This is a genomic window from Methylobacterium sp. NEAU K (assembly GCF_030700285.1).
In the GTDB taxonomy this organism is placed as follows: Bacteria; Pseudomonadota; Alphaproteobacteria; order Rhizobiales; family Beijerinckiaceae; genus Methylobacterium.
In genome coordinates this window covers 1-17,958 of the sequence record NZ_JAUYZJ010000037.1, presented here as the reverse complement: position 1 = coordinate 17,958, position 17,958 = coordinate 1, and the positions used below count along the sequence as shown (strand labels likewise).

The window sequence follows — 17,958 nt, the reverse complement described above, 5'->3', positions numbered from 1 at the left end:
ACGCGAGGATCGCCCGTGAGCACGGGTGCCCCGGTACCGAGCGAGAAGACGTCCGAATCCCGGCCGGCCCCGGCCGAGGCGGTCCTCCTCGGCGAGATCCGCGCGCTCCTGGCCGAGCTGCACCCCAACAGCCGCGCGATCCCGGCGGTCGATCCGGGGAGCGACCTCGCGCGAGACCTCGGGCTCGACAGTCTCGGCCGGGCGGAACTCCTGCTGCGTCTGGCGCGCACCTTCAAGGTCACGTTGCCGGACCGGCTGATCGGCGAGGCCGCGACGCCGGCCGATCTCCTCGCGGCCATCGAGGCCGCGGGCCCGGCGCGATATCCGGACGTCCGCCTGAGATCGGAGGTACCCTGTCCGCCGGCCGAGGAGCCCCGGCAGGCCGAGACGCTGATCGACGTCCTCGCCTTCCACGTCGGCCGGCACCCTGACCGGCAACACCTGCGGCTCTGCCTGGAGCCCGACCGCGAGACCGTTCTCACCTACGTGGGGCTCGACCGGCGGGCGCGCGCGCTCGCGGCCGGGCTCCGGGAGCGCGGCCTCGGGGTTGGCGACCGCGTCGCGCTCATGCTCCCGACCGGTCCCGACTTCTTCCCGGCCTTCCTCGGCGTCCTCCTGGCGGGGGGCATCCCCGTCCCGCTCTACCCGCCGTTCCGGCGCAGCCAGATCGAGGACCATCTGGAGCGTCAGGTCCACATCCTCGGCAACGCCGAGCCCCGGATCCTCGTGGCGGGCAGCGAGATCAAGGCCTTCGCCGACCTGCTGCGCGACCGCGTGGCGCCCCTGCGCGAAGTCGTGACCCCGGACGACCTCGCCAGCGCCGCGCCGCTGACGCAGGCCGCAGCCGCGACCGGGGCGACCGTCGCGCTGATCCAGTACACGTCGGGCAGCACCGGCGACCCGAAGGGCGTGGTCCTCACCCACGCCAACCTCCTGGCCAACATCCGCGCCATGGGACTGGCGCTCGGGGCATCCTCCACCGATGTCGTGGTGAGCTGGCTTCCCCTCTACCACGACATGGGCCTGATCGGCTGCTGGCTCGGGAGCTTCTACTACGGAGCGCCCGCGGTGATCATGCCGCCGCTCGCCTTCCTGGCGGATCCGGGACGCTGGCTCCGGGCGATCCACCGGCACCGCGGCACGATCTCGGCCGCGCCGAACTTCGCCTACGAACTCTGTCTCAAGACCCTGCGCGACCAGGATCTCGCCGGGCTCGATCTCGGATCGCTGCGGGTCCTCACGAACGGTTCCGAGCCCGTGAGCGCCGACACGCTGGCGCGCTTCGCGCAGCGCTTCGGAGCCTTCGGGCTGCGGCCGGAAGTCCTGGCGCCGGTCTACGGGCTCGCCGAATGCGCCGTCGGCCTCGCCTTCCCGCCGCTCGGCCGCGGACCGCGCATCGACCGGATCGACAGGGACGCGCTGTCGCACGAGGGGGTCGCCCGCCTCGCCGGTCCGGACACCGCCCACCCGGTCGCCATGGTGGCGTGCGGGCGCCCGCTGCCCGGCCATCAGATCCGCGTCGTCGACGAGGCGGGACGGGAGTTGCCCGAGCGGGTCGAAGGCCGTCTGCAATTCAAGGGCCCGTCCGCGACGGCGGGATACTTTCGAAGCCCCGAGAAAAACCGCGCCCTGTTCGACGGCGACTGGCTCAACAGTGGCGATCTTGCCTACATCGCGGGCGGCGACGTCTACGTCACCGGCCGCACCAAGGACATCATCATTCGGGCCGGCCGAAAACTCTATCCTCAGGAACTCGAAGAGATCGCCGGCACGGTACAGGGTGTCCGGAAGGGCTGTGTGGTGGCCTTCGCGAGTTCGGATCCCAAGAGCGGCACCGAACGCCTCGTCGTGGTGGCCGAGACGCGCCTCGGCGATCCGCGCGAGCGGGACGCACTGAGGCGTTCGGTGATGGACAGGCTGGCGGCCGTGCTCGAACAGCCGCCGGACGAGGTCCTGCTGTGTCAGCCCCACACCGTGCCGAAGACGTCGAGCGGGAAGATCCGGCGTGCGGAGGCCCGGGCCCGGTACGAGGCGGGCGCACTCGCCCGGCCCGCGCCGGATGCCCGGGTCGCCCTGTTCCGCATGGCGCGTGCCGCCACCGCGGCGCGGCTGCACCGAACCGTGCGCCGGGTCACCGACTGGGCCTACGCCGCCTCCTGGTGGGCAAGCCTCGCCGCTGTCGCCGCGCCCGTCTGGGCTCTCGTCCACACGCTGCCCCGCCGGACCTGGCGCCATGCCGCCCTCCGGGCCGGCGCGCGGGCGTTCCTGCGGCTGACCGGGACACCGCCGCGGGTGACAGGGGAGCCGATCACGCCGGATATGGCGGCGATCGTCGTCGCGAACCACGCGAGCTACCTCGACGCGGTGGTCCTCACCGCGATCCTCTCGGGAGGCCCCGTCTTCCTCGCCAAGCAAGAATTGGCCGGGCAGCGCGTCGCGGGGCCCTTCCTCAGGCGTCTCGGAACGGTGTTCGTCCACCGGGGCGAAGAGGCGGGGGTCGCCGACGCGGCGGCGGTGCTCGACAGGATCCGCTGGGGCGAGCGGCTCGTGGCTTTCCCGGAGGGGACCTTCACCCGGAGCCCCGGCCTGCTGCCGTTCCATCTCGGCGCCTTCCAGGCAGCCTGCCGAGCCCACATCCCGGTCATACCGGTCACGATCTCGGGCACGCGTTCCATCCTCCGGGCCGATCAGTGGTTCCCGCACCGGGGCGCGATCGGCGTCCACGTGGGTGGCCCTCTCGTCCCCGAAGGCGAGGATTTCCACGCCGCGGTGCGTCTGCGCGACGTCACCCGCGCGGCCATCCTGGCGCGGAGCGGGGAGCCCGATCTGGCGGACCAGATGCCGACCGGTCCGCTGGCGGCGGCTTCGGCGGCCTGATCCCATGCGCGCGTTCCCGCTCGATCCGGTGGCCGATCCCGACCGTTCCGCCCCCAGCACGATCCCCGAGCTTCTGGAGGAGCAGGCCAAGCGGCGCGGGACCGAGACCGCCTACGTCGCCTACGACCGGCAGGCGCGAGCCTTCCGGCCGTGGAGCTGGAGCGCGGTGGCGGCGCGCGTCGAGGAGCGGCGCGCGGGCTTGGCGGCTGAGAAGCTGCGGCCCGGCGAGCGGATCGCGCTCTGGCTGCCGAACGGCCTCGAATGGGTGTGCTTCGATCAGGCCGCGCTGTCGCTCGGTCTCGTCGTCGTGCCCCTGTTCCTGAAGGATTCGCGCGCGAGCCTGCGGGCAATCCTGGAGGATTCCGGCGCCGCCTTCATCGTCGTGCAGAGCCCCGAGGATTGGCAGAGCCTCGGCCCGGACGCCGCTCCGCTCCTGAAGCGCGTCGTCATCGTCGATGCGCCCGAGACCTTGCTCGAAGACGGACGGGCCTGCGCCCTCGGCGACTGGCTCGCCGCGTATGGCGGGCGATCGAGCGCCCCCCTGGCTCCCGATCCGGATGCGCTCGCCACGATCGTCTACACGTCCGGCACGACCGGCAAGCCCAAAGGCGTGATGCTGACGCACCGCAATCTCCTGGCCGTGGCGCGGGCGGTGCTGGCGCGGAACCCGGGCTCCGACCGCGACGTGTTCCTGTCCTATCTGCCCCTCACCCACATCTTCGAACGCGTCGTCGGCTGCTACCTGCCGCTCATCCTGGGGGCGCGGGTCGTGTTCGCACGCTCGGTCGAGCACATGCGCGAGGATCTGCTCGTCGCCCGGCCGACCATCCTGCTGGTGGTGCCGAGTCTGCTCGATCGCCTTCACGAGCGCGCGCTGGCGGTCGGCCGCCGCAACGTCCTCGGGCGCTGGCTGCTGGGGCTGGCGCTCGCGCGCGGCTGGCAGGTCTTCGAGGCAGCGCGCGACGGTCGCCCCGTCGGCCTCCTCGCCGCTCTGCTCTGGCGGCTTCTGTACGCCATCGTCTCGCGGCCGATCTTCGCCTCGTTCGGCGGTCGCGTTCGCTTGGCGGTATCCGGTGGCGCTCCGCTCTCCGAGGACACGGCACGGTTCTGCCTCAGTCTCGGCTTCCCGCTGGTGGAGGGCTACGGCCTCACGGAGTCCGCATCCGCGGTGACCGGGTTCCGCGTCGGCGCCACGATTCCGGGCTGCGTCGGCCCACCGCTGCCCGGGATCGACCTGCGCATCGCCGAGACGGGCGAGATCCTGGTGCGCTCGCCGGGCGTGATGCACGGCTATTGGGGGCTTCCGGACATGAGCGCGCAGGCCCTGCACGACGGCTGGCTGCGCACCGGCGACCTCGGCACGCTGCGTGACGGCCTCCTGTTCATCCGCGGGCGGCTGAAGGACGGGATCGTCCTCTCGAACGGGGAGAAGATCTGGCCCGACGGGATCGAGGCGGCGATCCGGCAGGACCCCTTGTTCCACCAGGTGATGCTCGTGGGCGACGGCCAGCCGCGACTGACGGCGCTGGCCGTGGTCGCCCCCAACGCCTGGCAGACATTTGCTCAGGATCTCGGCCTGGATCCGAAAGCGGACGCGTCCCTCCTCGCTTCGGCCGCGCGCGGAGCCGCGCTGGACCGGATCGCGGCGCACATGCAGCACCTTCTCCCCGCAGCCCGGGTCGGTGCCGTGAGCCTGCTCCGCGAGCCCTGGACGATCGAGCGGGGCCTCATCACCCCAACGCTGAAACTGCGCCGGTCGGCCATCCAGCAGCAATATGGGCCGGAAATCAAAGCCATGCTCCACGATCTACAGTACAAGCGATTATGCCGTAGATAAGACCCATCTTATCCACGTATCTTGCGAAGAAAAATATTATATTTTTCTGTTGAAGGACCCGCCCCATCTGTCACCGACTTTGCGAGCGCAGCACAGCAATCCATCGACTCACGATGACGGCGCGGGACGATCGGCCGAGTTTTCCAGCCGGAAACCGCATTGCGCCATGCCGCTCAGCTGATGCGATGGGACGATCGTGTCGGGATTGGGCGGCCGATGACTGTCATGCCACAGATCGGTGGCTTCCCGCAGAGCGACGTGGCCGGCCCGTAGCGCCGCTTCCGGATCAGGCGATGAATAGAGCGATTGCCGCACCCTATGGCGGCCGTCTCGGACGGACCAAGTAAACCGCGATCGATCGTTCGCGCACGGTTCGATATGGAGCGTGAGACAGTCCGTCCGTTCGGCCAACATAGTTGCACCTCCGCAGGTTGACCCTGAGCACTGGCGTTGTCCTGCCGACGGGATGGGTCGGGCCATCCCGTCGGCGAAGGCCCCGGGCGGACGGGACGGTGACCGGCCGTGTGCCGAGGTCGATCCGCCCCGCACGAACCGGGATCCCATCGGTTGGCGTTCCACCGGTCCGGATCGTTCCGGTGGATCGCAATCATCCGCCGGCCATCATCGGGAGCCCGGTCCATCGGTCGACAACTGGACAACACGCCGGTTCTGCAGGCCGTCGAAACGGCCACGCAGCCTCAGGCGACGGCCAACCGGTCCTCGACGGCCGTGACCCCCGGTGCCGCCCAGGCGGCACGTTCGACGACATCGCGCTCGTGCCACGCGTGCACGCGCCCCTCGAGCGTAACCCTCGAGCCATCGACCCGGACGGTGATGTGGTCCGCTTCGAGTTCCGGCTCGCGCTTCAGGGCCGCCACGATCGTCTCGCGGATCGCAGGCGCACTCGCCTTCGGCGTGATCGCGATCAGGTTGATGATGCTGCTGACGCCGGATAGCCGCCGCACCGCCGCCTCAGCCGCCTTCTTCTGGAACTGCCACTCGATCTGGCCGCTGAGCGTGATGCGCCCGGCATCGACCTTCACCTGAACCGCGCCCTTCGGCACCTGCGCGTTCCAGTCGAGGACCTGGAGCGCGCGGCGGGCGAGATCCTCGTCCTTGGGTCGTGGCGTGGACGGGAAGAGAACGTCGAGGTGGATCACGACAGCGCGCACGCCCTTGACCTTCTTCACGGCACGCTCGGCATTGTAGCGCTCCGAGTAGCTGTCGACGTGCCCGCTGAGGGTGACGACCCCATCGTCGACGGTCACGCCGATATTGGCCGCATCGACGCTGGGCTCGAAGGCCAGCTCGTCGACGACGTGCTGTTGTACCGTCTTATCGTCCATGGCCTGACTCCGAATTCAGAAGCTGATCCCAAAATCATTTCGCCAATATGATTGTATTTAGTTTAGAAATATAAACATTAAATCGATACATCTACAGCAAAAATCAGATGAAAATCATGCTCGATGGCACGCGAATCGGATCTATCGCGCGCCGGTCCCGGGCCACGCCCATGGCTGCGGAAGGGTCGGAGAGGAGGGTATTTCGAATGGCGCGCCCGGCGGCACGCCGAGCGGCTCACTCTCGGGCGACAGGTCGGGCGGCATGGCGGGCACACCCGCCGGCTCGGGCTGGGGCACCTCTGGCGGCTCGGCAGGATGGGCCGGAGCCGGATAGGGGTCGGCCGGCGTCGGTTGCGGGGCTGGCTCGTCCGGCATGGTCATCGCGCGCTCCGTGATCCCTCGACGGAGTCGGGGGAATGTGGCCCGAGCCTCCTCTGCGGCGTCGGCTCGATCTCCAGTGGCGGCGGTCCGTAGGGCGGCGGGGACGGCTGCCCCGGAAGGCGCGCGGGCGCGATGTCGTGATCCGGGAAGCAGGACAGGCATTCCTGTTCCCGCCCGCGTACCACCCGGCGGCCGGCCAGGGCCCCATGCGTTTCCGTCACGACAGTGCGCTGGCCTTCCGGCCCGCGGCGCGAACTGAATGAGATCACCACCCAATCGCGCTGCTTGCCGAGTTCGTGGGCCCGCCCCGAATTCGAGTAGAGCGCCGTGAAGGTCCAATCGGCCCGCCGGGTATGGAGGACCGGGAGCCATGCCGCGCCGCCGGGATTGAAGCGGCGGGGCGCGATCCTCGGCAAGTCATCGAGCTGATCGCGATACTGCCGATCCACATCGAGCAGGACCGTCACGGGAGGCTCCTGATCGGACCGCTGGTCCGGGCGACGGATCCGCGACAGCACCGCTTCGAGTTCGGCGCGCAGCATCTTTGCCCGCCGCGGACCCAGGCCCGCGACCTCATCCAGCCGCCCCAGCTCGGCGGCGGCCTCCAGTTGCTCGAGCGTCGACACGTGCAGGGTGTCGAAGATGCGCCGGGCCAGCACAGGGCCGATTCCCGGAAGGGTGCGAAGCAGCTGAACCGGATCGGCCGACCCTCGCAGCTGCTCCAGGTATGGCCAGCGGCCGGTCTCAAGGAGCTGCTTGATGGCGCGACTGATCGAACGACCGACCCCCGGGATAGCCTCCAGGGCGTTGGGGCCGCCCTGCGCGATCTCACGGACATCACGGCCGAGATGCGCCACGGAATCGGCGGCTTTCCGGTAGGCCGCGGCGCGGAATATCTCCGCCTTCGTCAGGTCGAGGAGATCGGCGGCTTCCCGCAAGCGCTCCGCCACCGCTCGGTTGCACGTCGGCCGCGCGCCCGCGGAGGACGAAGTCCGCAGCGTCGGGGGAGATCCCGTCCGGTCGTCCGCAATCGGCTTCATCGTTCCACTCCAGCGGTTACGATGCCCCGTGTCGCGCGGCCGGCTGGGGTTACGGAAACCATGTCGCAAGCCGTACGAAACAGATCCGGCGACCACGCCCATCCCGTTGAGCGATACCGTGCCAGGGACAATATTGCATTATCCCCACCTTCTACGGCGCTGAATTGATTTGCATCAAAGCGAAATCGTGAGGCCGAGCAACTCTGAAAGCTGTGGTGTCCGCTTCTCTCCCGATTTGTCGGACGACGCGCCCATCGCTGATCACGTGGTCTTGAGCAGAGCCCGAACGAGGCCTTGAGCGACGAGCCGTCCCGATGAAGCTCCCGTCAGGATCGAGGTTCAGGGCCCTGTCGCCGCGAGATGTTCAGGACTCAGGGCAGGCCTCCGTATCGGAGCAGGTCGCAGAGATCACCCCGCTCGTCGCGGAGCAAAGCGGCCGCTTTTGGCGCGCGAGCTCTCGTGGCGCTGGCGGAAAGGGAACCCTCCCGGCTCGCATGCGCGACAATAAAATGCGGACGATAGACTTGGAACACAAGATAACGCCCAGAGATGCACCGCGGCGGCTGACACAATATCTCCGGCCTGCCCGTCAATTTTTGTAGCTTGAACTTCAGACATGAAAGCGCAGGGTGTGATGTCCCCGATCAGAAAGCTCGATCGAGTCCTCACCGAGGAAGTCTCAGCCGGCTGCCAGCTCACCATCGAGGACGAAAATGGCGAGGCCTACCAGATCGTCGCGACAGAGAGTCAGATCAAAGCGCTGATCGAGGACCTCAGCGCTTACCTGAGCAAGGCCGGCACGGAAGACGAACTCGTGGATCACGAGGAGATGGGCGATGAATAGAATCCTTTTGCCGCCTGGACGATGATGACATTCAGGGCGGAACACGCGGCCGGAGCACCCGGCAACTTCCAACCACCGAGACAATGATGATTAATAAATATCAGGTAATATTATTTGCATCACCAACCTACAATATATGCAGGCGGATAAGCATAATAATACCCGCCGCAATACGGATTGTAGCACGCGTTGTAGTAGGGGCCGTAGTAGCCGTAAGGGTAGTAACGCGGTGCCCACGACGCGGCGATGGCGGCATTGATCAGGCCCAGTGCCGTGCCGGCGAAAACGGCACCGGCCACACCACTGTTACGATGCAGCCGATAGTACCGATGTCGACCCCGATGGCTGTATCCAGGATGATATCCGCGATGGCCACGGTAGCCGACGCGGGCGTCGGCCGCCGTAGTCGTGAACACGGACGTCGCGAACGCCGCAGCCATAACCAGGGGAGCCAACGTCTTCATGGTGCCTCCAGCGCGGCGAAGCATCGGTCATCCGGGCCTTTTCATGCCCGCCGATGCTTCGGCGTTTCCGAGCGCGTATACAGGAGATCGGCCATACAGATCTTGAGATTGATCAATGCAACCGCTCCCCGACCGCTCGGGCATCCGGGACCGTTGACACCTCGGAGAACCGGCAGCCTCTTCGGCGGCGAGCCCCCTCGTCGCGAGCGTCAATGAGTCAGGAACAGGGGGAGCGCGCTTCGGGCGAGCAGTGATTGCGTCACGCCGCCCAGGATCCACTCGCGCATCCGCGAATGCCGGTAGGCGCCCATCACGATCATGTCGGCCTGGAACTGCGCGGCAGCCCTGCGCAGCGTTTCGGCGGTATCGACCTCCGTGGGCCGATCGTCGACCGTGACCTCGACCCCGTGGCGCGCGAGGTGCGGGGCGAAGTCGGCGCCTGGCACGGACGACAGCAGCCGCTCGGTATCCTCGACGCAGACGATCGCGACCGCCTCCGCGGCACGCAGGAAGGCCATGGCGTCGTTCGCGGCCCGCGCCGCATGCGCGCTACCGTCCCAGGCGACGACGACCCGGCGCGCACGGAATCTGTCCCAGCCCCGCGGCACCACGAGGACGGGGCGGCCGCTCCGGAACAGCACGCCCTCCATCAGGTCGCGGTCCGGCGCGACCGCCAGCGGCTCCGCGTCGAGAACCGTCAGGTCGTGCAGGCGGGCGCGGGCCGAAAGCCGGGCGACGAGTTCGTGATGCATGAGGCTGGGCGCCTCGGTGGTGCAGATGACGCCCGCCTGCGCCGCGTCCTGCGCGATCCGCTCCGCGGCGCTCCGGGCAAGAAGCGCCAGCCGGCCGTTCTCGGTGCCGATGATCTCATCGGCGAGCCCGCAGAGCGGCAGCCCGGTGGCCATGAGCTTGACCGAGGCGGACTGGACGGTGAGGTGAGCGCCGGCATCCCTCGCCAGCGTCAGGCCGTAGCCGAGGGATGCCGCGGCCTCATCCCCGCGTCCCTCCTCGGTGATGCCGACCAGGATGTCGCGCACGGTCGTGAGCCGGGATGAGGACGGGATCGACATGGAACAAGGCTCCGGGCGGCTTCGCCATCCCAGTCTCCTCCGGCCCGGCCGGCCGGCCTTGATCCAGCGCAACGCCTCCTGACGCGGGAGCGCGAACCGTGTTCATCGGCGATCGGCCCCCCGCGGACGTCTGGTGCTCGCCGCCCTCGCCCGCCCGCCCGGACGAGCCATCGCCGCGTTCGCCGCCGCCGAATGGAGCCGTCCCATGCCCCCACCCGACGATGACGCCGCGTCGTCCCGGCTGATCTGGCGGACGGACGAGATCCTGATCGGCGGCCTGCAGCACGCGGCCGGCATAGCGCTGGTGCTGGCGGCCTGGGTCCTGATCCTTGAGGATCACGCGCGTCCGGCGGCCTCGGCGCTCCTTCCCGGTCTGCTGATCGTCGTGCTCTCGGGTGCCAACCAGATCCGCTTTCGCGCGGCCTTCGAGCAAGCGGTCGCGCTCATCGGGGCCTGGACTCTGTTGGCCCCTTGGGCACTCGGGTTCGCCGCGAACGACCCCGCGACATGGGCTCACGTCACGCTCGGGACAGTGGCCGTCGTGTCCGCCGTGACGTGGCTCAAGAGGGCGCGGATGATCCAGGAATAGGCCCTACCGCTCCGGCTCTCGCCATCGGGAGGAGCTTACCGTTTCCGAAGGCGCGCGACGGCGCCCTCGACGACCCGCGCCGCTCGTTCGAGAGGCGGCTTCAGCGCCGGAATGTCCTCGCTCAGGAGGGCGAGGCCGAGCGGCAGCATCCACAGGCCGAGGACGGGCAGGAACGACAGAAACCCGGCTCCGATCAGGGCAATCGCCGCCGCCAATCGCGCCGGCCGGCGCGACGGCTTCCGCAGCCAGTCGACCGCGGCGCGGACGCGCGCGGGGAGGTGGCCGTTCAGCCGGTCGACCCGGGCATCCCAATCGGCCGCGGTCGCACGCATCGATCCTCCTCGACGTGGGCCTGCCGCAGCGCGGCCGGTCACGAATCCAACCGAGCTTGTACGGCGTCGGCCCCGGATGCGTTGATCCAGCGCAAGCCCGGATCTGAGCCTCTTGCGCCGACGTGTTCAACGGCGCGGCGGCGAAATGGATGCCGAACCGGGACTGAGGCGGAACGGCCTCGTGCAGCTCTGCTCAGGCCCCCGAATGCTGCCGCCCGTATTCGGCTCCCGCGTCGTCGGAACCGGTGTGGATCGTCGAGTTCGACTTTCCCGAACGGGCGCGCAGGGCCTTGTCGAATTCCATGACCGGAAGGATCGAGAGAGCCATCAAGCCGAGGACAAGCCATAGGCGTGGTGAGATCGGCGCGACCTGCAGGACCTCGCGAAGCCCCGGGATGTACGCGGAGGCGATGTGGAGGGTCTGCGCCGCTGCGACGGCCACGACCAACGACCCGTTGTTGCGGAGCGGCGTCCGGAAGGCAGAGCGCGTCTCCGAACGGCAATTGAAGACGTGCACGTTCTCGAACAGCACCATGAGGAAGAGCAACAGGTTGCGCGCCGATCCCTCGCTCCAGCCCTGAGACAGCGCCAGGGCAAAGAAGGCGTAGCCGGCCACGCCCATGTAAACCCCCGACACGGCGGTTTCCCGGAGCATCACGCGGTCGAAGATGGGTTCGTCCGGACGGCGGGGTGGACGATCCAGCATCCCCGCCTCTCGCCTCTCGAAGGCCAGCGCCACGTCCTGGCCGCCGTTGGTGACCAGGTTCAGCCAGAGGAGCTGCACGGCCGTGAGGGGCACCGGGAGGCCGCTCGCCACCGAGCACAGGAACAGGATGACCTCGGCCGCGCCCGTGCTGACGAGCAGGTAGATCACCTTTCGGATGTTCGCGTAGGCGGCGCGCCCCTCCTCGATGCCGGCGACGACCGAGGCGAAGTTGTCGTCGGTCAGGACGAGGTCGGCCGCATCGCGGGCCACGTCGGTGCCGCCCAGCCCCATGGCGACGCCGAGGTCGGCACGCCGCAGGGCGGGCGCGTCGTTGACCCCGTCGCCCGTCATGGCCACGACGTGGCCCGCCGCCTGCAGGATCTCGACGATCTGCACCTTCTGCGCCGGCTCGACGCGGGCGAAGACGGCGGCACCGGCGAGGCGCGCGCGCGCGGCCGGATCGTCCGAGCGGCCCGCCTGCAGGTCGCGGCCAGTGACGACCTCTCCGGCCTCCTGCGCGATGCCGAGTTCACGGGCGATGGCGAGGGCGGTGGCCGCGTGGTCGCCCGTCACCATCTTCACGGCCACGCCGGCCCGCCGGCAGGCCGCGACCGCGGCCTTCGCTTCCGGCCGGAGCGGGTCGATGAACCCGACCAGCCCGAGCAAGGTCAGATCCCGGAACTCGGCTTCGAGATCCGTCGCGCCCGCGCTTGCACCCACGCGCTTCGTCACGACGGCGAGGACCTTGTAGCCGTCCGCCGCCATGGTCTCGGCCGCCGCGAGAACGTCGGCGGCCGCGATGCCGCGACAGCGCGGAACCAGCGCCTCGGCGGCCCCCTTCGCGTGAAGCCGCAGATCGGCGCCGTCCCGGTTGAGGCTCGCCGCGTACCGGCGTTCCGCCGCGAAAGGGATCTCGGCCACGCGCCGGGACCGCGTCCGCAGGTCCACCGGATCGAGGCCGGCGCCGCGCGCAAGCTCCAGGAGCGCGATGTCGACGCTGTCGCCGCTCACCCCCGCCTCGCCGAGGGTCGGGTCCGACGTCGCATCGTTGCACAGGATGGCGGATCGCCCGAGCGCGGCGAGGGTCTCCCCGTCCGGCTGGCCTTCACCGACGGACACGAAGCCCTGCTCCGGCAGCCAGGCGCGCCGTGCGGAGAGCCGATTCAGGGTCAGGGTCCCGGTCTTGTCGGTCGCGACGACCGTGCAGGCTCCCAGACCCTCGACGGCGGGGAGCTGCCGCACGATGACGTTCCGTCGTGCCATCCGCCGGCTGGCGACGGACAGGGCGACGGTGACCGCGACCGGGAGCCCCTCGGGGATGACCGAGACCGCCAGGGCGACGGCGACGAAGAAGGTCTCGCGCGCAGGCGCACCGCCGCCCAGCTGCACGGCCACGATGAGGCCGACCAGCGCGAGCGTGACCGCGCCGAGCAGCCGGCTGAAGCGGTCGAGCCTGCGGATCAGCGGAGGCTGGGTCGCGGGCGCAGCGAGCGCCTGCGCGATCCGGCCGAGTTCGGTGCCCCGCCCCGTGGCAACGACGAGGCCCTCGCAGCGTCCCCGCCGCAGCGTCGTACCCGCATGCAGCATGCCGAGCCGGTCTGCCAGAGCCGTCGCCTCGGGCGCGATGTGGTCCGCCCGCTTGTCGATCGGGAGGGATTCGCCGGTCAGCGACGCCTCGTCGGCCCGCAGTTCCGCCGCGGAGATCAGCCGCAGGTCGGCCGGGACGCGGTCGCCGGCCTCCAGCAGGACGATGTCGCCGGGCGCGAGCCCGGCACTGTCGATGCGCTGGACCGTGCCGTCCCGCCGGGTGCGCACGAAGATCTGAATGGCGCGCTTGAGAGCGGCGGCATGAGTCTCGGCGCGTGCCTCCTGCGCGGTCCCGATGGCGGTGTTGATGACGAGCACCACGGCGATGAAGCCCGCATCCTCAAGATCGCCGAGCACGACAGAGACGGCCGCAGCCGCGAGCAGGAGTGCGATCAGCGGGCTCGCGACCTGGCCGAGGACGATTCGCGCGAGACCGCGCCGCGGGGCTTCCGGCAGGAGGTTCGGTCCATATGCGCGGAGGCGCCCGGCCGCTTCGGCGCTGTCGAGACCGTGCGCCGTGCAGGCAAGACGGCGACAGGCAGCCTCGATCCCGAGGGCGTGCCACCCGGGGCGTCGATCACGATCCGCGTCCGGGATTGAGGGAGACGGCGGCATCGCGGGCAGAGGGCTGCTGATCACGCGACGAGATTTCCCCGCCCATCACGGCGCGCCATGATCAGGATCAAGGCCCGACCGTCGGCAGCTGCAAGACAGGCCCATCCCCGCCGCTTGCGGGGCCTTCGAGACCGGGGGCTTCTCGGCTTGATCCAGGTCAAACCAAATCGGCGCGGCGTACGGTCTGCTCGTGCGAGGCGTGACCGAGAAAATCGGCGCAGGCCGCAGGGCGGGCAGGATCCTCCTGTCGGTTCTCGTTGCCCTGCGCCAGCATCGACCAGTCCTGTCCTCCGGCGCCGCCGGCCTTCCCGCCAGCTTGCCAGTTTGAGGAGGGGGCGGTGACAGGGTCCGGGTTTCAACCCGAAAGCGGCGATCCAGCCACCGACCGGGCGTGCATCTTCGACGTGGATGGGGTCCTGCTCGCCTCTCCCCATGAGCGCGCCTGGCGCGAGGCGCTCCGCGGCCTCGCCGACCCGGCGCGCTTCACCACCGCCCTGTATCAGGCGCACGTGGCGGGAAAATCCCGGCTCGCGGGCGCCCGTGCCGCGCTGATCGCGCTCGGCGTACCGGATGCCGCGCGCCTGGCGGCCGGCTATGCTGCGGCCAAGCAGGGCTGCCTCGACACGATCATCACGGCGGAGGGCGTGACGGCCTTCGCCGATGCGCTCCGCTTCGTCCGGGCTCTCGGCGCCCGGGGCTGGCCCATGGCGGCGGCCTCCGCCTCGAAGAACGCCGAGCGGATGATGCGCAGGGTGCCCCTGGACGAGGGCCGAACGCTCCTCGACGCCTTCGCGGTCAAGGTCTGCGGCCGCGACCTGCGCCACGGCAAACCCGACCCGGAGATCTTCCATCTCGCGGCCTCCGAGTTGCGGGTCGAGTCGACGCGATGCATCGTGTTCGAAGATGCACCCGCAGGCGTGCAGGCGGCACGCGCCGCCCGCATGATCGCGGTCGGGATCGCGAGGCTCGGCGACGCGGCGGGATTGCGGGCCGCAGGTGCCCATCGCGTGGTGGCGAGCCTGGACGACCTTCGCGTCGACGAGCTCGCGCTGCTGCGGCCGTCGGAGGGGGCCGCGTGATCGTCTCCGGGACCATGGAGCAGGCGCTGACCCCCACCGCCGATCCGGCCTGGCTCCTGCGGGAGACCGGCTACGAGCTCCTCCGCGAGAGCACCTTTGAGACCCGCTTCGCCATCAGCAATGGCTTCCTGGGCGTCCGAGGCGGGCTCGCGACCCATCTCGGGGCATGCCGGGCCGTCCCGCCGCGCACCTACGTGGCCGGGCTGTTCGATACGCCGACCCCGGACAGCGCCGTCCCGGAACTCGTGCCGGCGGCCGACTGGCTTGAGGTCCGCATCCTGCTGCCGGACGGCCCCCTGATGCGACATCCCGACCGCGCCTCGCGCGGGCTGACGCTCGATTTGAAGCGCGGCGTGCTCCTCGCCGAATCGCGCCAGACCTCCAACGCGCCCCTCGACGTGCGCGTCCGCAGCTTGCGGCTGGTGTCGCTGGATGCGCGCGCGGTCGGCATGCAGATGATCGAGCTCGACATCGAGACCGGGGTCAGCGACCTCACGCTCGAGGCCACGTTCGGCCCGACGGACTTCGAACTCGCTCCGGAACGCGCGGAACTCGACCTCCGGGCCTGGCGCACCTGGCGGTCGGCCCGGAGCCTCGCCATCGCGGCGGCGGCGGCGCTGCAGGTCGACGGCATGGAGCGCCAGCCCACGGAGCGAGGCGACCTGACATGGTCCTGGACCTGGACGGCCAGCCCCGGCCAAGTCGTGAGCTTCCAGCGCATCGTCGCCGTGACGCGCCACCATTCCCTGGATGTCCATTCCGGCTCCAGGGCCCGCAAGGAGCTGGCAGCCGCGCGGGCATTGGGCTGGCGAGGCCTCATCGCCCGGCACGAGGCGGCCTGGGCCGAGCGCTGGCGCAGCAGCGATGTCAGGATCGAGGGCGATACGGCCGCACAGGCCGCCCTGCGCTTTGCAGCCTACCATCTAAACGGAGCCGTGAACCCGGCGGATCCGCACGTCTCCGTCGCGGCCCGCGCCCTTACGGGCGACGATTACCGGGGCCACGTCTTCTGGGACACCGAGATCTTCCTGCTGCCCTTCTACAGCCTGACGTGGCCGGAGGCAGCGCGGGCGCTGCTGATGTACCGCTTCCGCACGCTGCCGGCCGCGCGCGCGAAAGCTGCCGCGATGGGCTGGCGAGGCGCGCTCTATGCGTGGGAATCCGCCGATACAGGCGCCGAGGTCACCCCCGAGCAGACCGTGGGCCCGGACCGCAAGATCCTCGACATCCTGTGCGGCAGCCAGGAGCAGCACATCAGCGCCGACGTCGCCTATGGTGTCTGGCAATATTGGCAGGCGACGGAAGACGAAGCCTTCCTCCGCGAGGCTGGCGCCGAGATCATCCTGGAAACGGCCCGGTTCTGGGCCAGCCGGGCCGCGCTGGAGCCGGACGGGCTGCGCCACATCCGCACTGTCATCGGGCCGGACGAGTATCACGAGGGAGTGGACGACAACGCCTACACGAACGGGATGGCCCGCTGGACCATCGCGCGCGGCCTCGAGGTCGCGGCCCTCCTGCAGGAACGCTGGCCCGAGACCTGGGCCTGCCTGTCGCAGCGCCTCGGCCTCGACGGGCCGGAACTCGGACAGTGGCAGGAGGCGGGGCGGACGATCGCGACCGGCTTCGATCCGGTCACCGGCCTGTTCGAGCAATTCGGCGGCTTCTCGACCTTGGAAGACGTCGACCTGAAAGCCTACGCGGGACGCTCGGTCCCCATGGATGTGGTGCTGGGCCGCGAGCGGACGCAGCGGACGCAGGTCATCAAGCAGGCCGACGTGGTCGCGCTCCTGGTCCTTCTGCCGGAGACGTTCCCCGACGGGACGGGCGTGACGAACTTCGACCATTACGAGCCGCGGTGCGGGCACGGCAGTTCGCTGAGCCGCGCCATGCACGGTCTCGCCGCCGCGCGGCTCGGCCGCGCGGAGACAGCGTTGCGATACTTCCATCAGAGCGCGGCCATCGACCTGGCCGACACCCATGTGGCGATCGGCGGCGGCATCCACATCGCAGCTCTCGGCGGCCTGTGGCTGACGGCGATCTTCGGTTTCGCCGGGTTGTCGCTGCGCCCTGACGGTGTGGCCTTCGATCCGCACCTCCCGGCCGCTTGGCGCAGTCTCGAATTCCGCGTGCAGTGGCGCGGAAGGCAGCTGTCCGTAACCCTCGACCAAGCGACCCAGGGCTTGCGGGTGAGCCTCGAAAGCGGACCGCCCCTGACGGTCTTCGTCGGGGGCATCAAGCACGCCGTCTCAGGCGCCGCGCCTCTGAGGCTTGAGGGCGTGGGCGGATGAACCCGCGACCGCGTGACCCTCGGAGGCCGAGACTTCACCCGCAGGAGTTCTCGCTTGCGCAGGCAGGGGTCCAGGACTGACGGCCGCTCGCGCATCCCCTGCAGACGGTATCGTCAGCCGCGTATACACGCCGCTTCCCGCGGTGTGACCGCGGTCGGTCCTGCAGATCGTAACGTTTCAGCTGTGGGAATGGCGCGCCAGTCTGAACGAAAATGCGATCATCTATGTAATTGAGATTGCGAGATAATTTCGAAGGCCATGCTGCCAACCGGTAACTCGGAGCCGATGTGCACCCTCACCGAGCCGCAACCCGTCACTCGAAAACGGATATTCGGCTTTGCGCCCATTGTGGTCATTCAGTGCGCCGAATCCGCGTCTCCAAAGCGGATGCCCGAACACTTCCGCCAGGGCGCGTCATCGCTTGCGCCAGTCGAGGGCGGCGGCCACTCAGAGGACGCTCATGAAGCTGACGGCGGTCCTCTCGTAGCGGGTGGCGATCCCGCGCCACTCCTTGAGCCTGGCACAGAGCTGCTCGACCTGATTGCGATTATTGTAGATCCAGTCCGGGCAGGTCACAGGTGCCTCGTAGCGCGGCGGTGGGATCGCCGGGCGCCCATGTTCCAGATGTGCTCGCGAAAGGCGTGGCTGGTGTAGCCGCGATCTCCCACGATCACTTGGGCACACCCGGCAGTTCGTCGAGCAGAGGAACCGCGTGAGGCAGCTCATGGGCCTGACCAGGCGCCAGCCCAAAGGCGATGGCGCGTACGCTGCCGTCAGCGATCACGCAGGCCTTGGTGCCATAGCGTCTGGGTCCAGGTCGTCTCGGCGTAGGGAGCCTCGACGCGCCGAGCACGGCCACGAAGATCTCGGCCTCGCGCACGACGCCGGTGGCGGGGTCGACGA

General features: G+C 69.5%; 12 protein-coding genes and 1 pseudogene. 6 read left to right on the top strand and 7 right to left on the bottom strand.

Features of this window, described 5'->3' with window-relative positions; genetic code table 11:
* Positions 1–15 precede the first annotated feature (15 nt).
* Both Q8W67_RS22590 and Q8W67_RS22585 read left to right on the top strand, forming a co-directional pair.
* Complete coding sequence (locus Q8W67_RS22590; protein ID WP_305550026.1) at positions 16–2,877, top strand: AMP-binding protein; 2,862 nt, start codon at positions 16–18, stop codon at positions 2,875–2,877.
* A gap of 4 nt (positions 2,878–2,881) precedes the next feature.
* Positions 2,882–4,714, top strand: coding sequence for a long-chain fatty acid--CoA ligase (locus tag Q8W67_RS22585; RefSeq protein ID WP_305550025.1), 1,833 nt, complete (start codon positions 2,882–2,884; stop codon positions 4,712–4,714).
* 698 nt (positions 4,715–5,412) lie between these two features.
* Here the strand turns inward: Q8W67_RS22585 and Q8W67_RS22580 are convergent.
* Together Q8W67_RS22580 and Q8W67_RS22575 are read right to left on the bottom strand one after the other, a co-directional pair.
* Positions 5,413–6,060: a BON domain-containing protein gene (locus Q8W67_RS22580; RefSeq protein ID WP_305550024.1), complete on the bottom strand. Its 648-nt coding sequence runs from the start codon at positions 6,058–6,060 to the stop codon at positions 5,413–5,415.
* A gap of 377 nt (positions 6,061–6,437) precedes the next feature.
* Positions 6,438–7,481, bottom strand: coding sequence for a helix-hairpin-helix domain-containing protein (locus tag Q8W67_RS22575; protein WP_305550022.1), 1,044 nt, complete (start codon positions 7,479–7,481; stop codon positions 6,438–6,440).
* A 616-nt stretch (positions 7,482–8,097) separates the two neighbouring features.
* Between Q8W67_RS22575 and Q8W67_RS22570 the strand changes: the two genes are divergently transcribed.
* Positions 8,098–8,325, top strand: a complete 228-nt coding sequence (locus Q8W67_RS22570) for a hypothetical protein (RefSeq protein WP_305550021.1) — start codon at positions 8,098–8,100, stop codon at positions 8,323–8,325.
* Positions 8,326–8,444: 119 nt separating this feature from the next.
* On the opposite strand, the gene Q8W67_RS22565 is transcribed toward Q8W67_RS22570, so the two are convergent.
* Both Q8W67_RS22565 and Q8W67_RS22560 read right to left on the bottom strand, forming a co-directional pair.
* The gene (locus Q8W67_RS22565; protein WP_305550020.1) at positions 8,445–8,789 is read right to left on the bottom strand and encodes a hypothetical protein; all 345 of its coding nucleotides are present in this window, start codon (positions 8,787–8,789) and stop codon (positions 8,445–8,447) included.
* Positions 8,790–8,998: 209 nt separating this feature from the next.
* Positions 8,999–9,859 (bottom strand): universal stress protein, encoded by an 861-nt coding sequence (locus Q8W67_RS22560; RefSeq protein ID WP_305550019.1) that lies wholly within the window; start codon positions 9,857–9,859, stop codon positions 8,999–9,001.
* A gap of 133 nt (positions 9,860–9,992) precedes the next feature.
* Here Q8W67_RS22560 and Q8W67_RS22555 point away from each other — a divergent pair, with 133 nt between their 5' ends.
* Positions 9,993–10,448 (top strand): SPW repeat protein, encoded by a 456-nt coding sequence (locus tag Q8W67_RS22555; RefSeq protein ID WP_370693934.1) that lies wholly within the window; start codon positions 9,993–9,995, stop codon positions 10,446–10,448.
* A 35-nt stretch (positions 10,449–10,483) separates the two neighbouring features.
* On the opposite strand, the gene Q8W67_RS22550 is transcribed toward Q8W67_RS22555, so the two are convergent.
* Positions 10,484–10,780, bottom strand: a complete 297-nt coding sequence (locus Q8W67_RS22550; RefSeq protein WP_305550018.1) for a hypothetical protein — start codon at positions 10,778–10,780, stop codon at positions 10,484–10,486.
* 193 nt (positions 10,781–10,973) lie between these two features.
* A complete protein-coding gene (locus tag Q8W67_RS22545) occupies positions 10,974–13,712 on the bottom strand; it encodes an HAD-IC family P-type ATPase (protein WP_305550017.1) in 2,739 nt (912 codons plus the stop codon).
* 314 nt (positions 13,713–14,026) lie between these two features.
* On the opposite strand from Q8W67_RS22545, the gene Q8W67_RS22540 reads away from it, so the two are divergent.
* Together Q8W67_RS22540 and Q8W67_RS22535 are read left to right on the top strand one after the other, a co-directional pair.
* Positions 14,027–14,767 carry an HAD family phosphatase gene (locus Q8W67_RS22540; RefSeq protein ID WP_305550016.1) on the top strand — a complete coding sequence of 247 codons (741 nt, stop codon included), beginning with the start codon at positions 14,027–14,029 and terminating at the stop codon, positions 14,765–14,767.
* A 14-nt stretch (positions 14,768–14,781) separates the two neighbouring features.
* Positions 14,782–17,055, top strand: a complete 2,274-nt coding sequence (locus Q8W67_RS22535) for a glycosyl hydrolase family 65 protein (protein ID WP_370693935.1) — start codon at positions 14,782–14,784, stop codon at positions 17,053–17,055.
* Positions 17,056–17,502: 447 nt separating this feature from the next.
* On the opposite strand, the pseudogene Q8W67_RS22530 reads toward Q8W67_RS22535, so the two are convergent.
* Positions 17,503–17,857, bottom strand: a pseudogene (locus Q8W67_RS22530) (transposase); the annotation flags it as partial.
* Positions 17,858–17,958 lie beyond the last annotated feature (101 nt).

What these genes read in the sequence shown, in the direction of transcription:
- Q8W67_RS22585 (WP_305550025.1), top strand. Translation starts at nt 2,882, where the DNA reads ATGCGCGCGTTCCCGCTCGATCCGGTGGCCGATCCCGACCGTTCCGCC.
- Q8W67_RS22550 (WP_305550018.1), bottom strand. Translation starts at nt 10,780, where the DNA reads ATGCGTGCGACCGCGGCCGATTGGGATGCCCGGGTCGACCGGCTGAAC.
- Q8W67_RS22560 (WP_305550019.1), bottom strand. Translation starts at nt 9,859, where the DNA reads ATGTCGATCCCGTCCTCATCCCGGCTCACGACCGTGCGCGACATCCTG.
- Q8W67_RS22570 (WP_305550021.1), top strand. Translation starts at nt 8,098, where the DNA reads ATGAAAGCGCAGGGTGTGATGTCCCCGATCAGAAAGCTCGATCGAGTC.
- Q8W67_RS22565 (WP_305550020.1), bottom strand. Translation starts at nt 8,789, where the DNA reads ATGAAGACGTTGGCTCCCCTGGTTATGGCTGCGGCGTTCGCGACGTCC.
- Q8W67_RS22535 (WP_370693935.1), top strand. Translation starts at nt 14,782, where the DNA reads ATGGAGCAGGCGCTGACCCCCACCGCCGATCCGGCCTGGCTCCTGCGG.
- Q8W67_RS22580 (WP_305550024.1), bottom strand. Translation starts at nt 6,060, where the DNA reads ATGGACGATAAGACGGTACAACAGCACGTCGTCGACGAGCTGGCCTTC.
- Q8W67_RS22575 (WP_305550022.1), bottom strand. Translation starts at nt 7,481, where the DNA reads ATGAAGCCGATTGCGGACGACCGGACGGGATCTCCCCCGACGCTGCGG.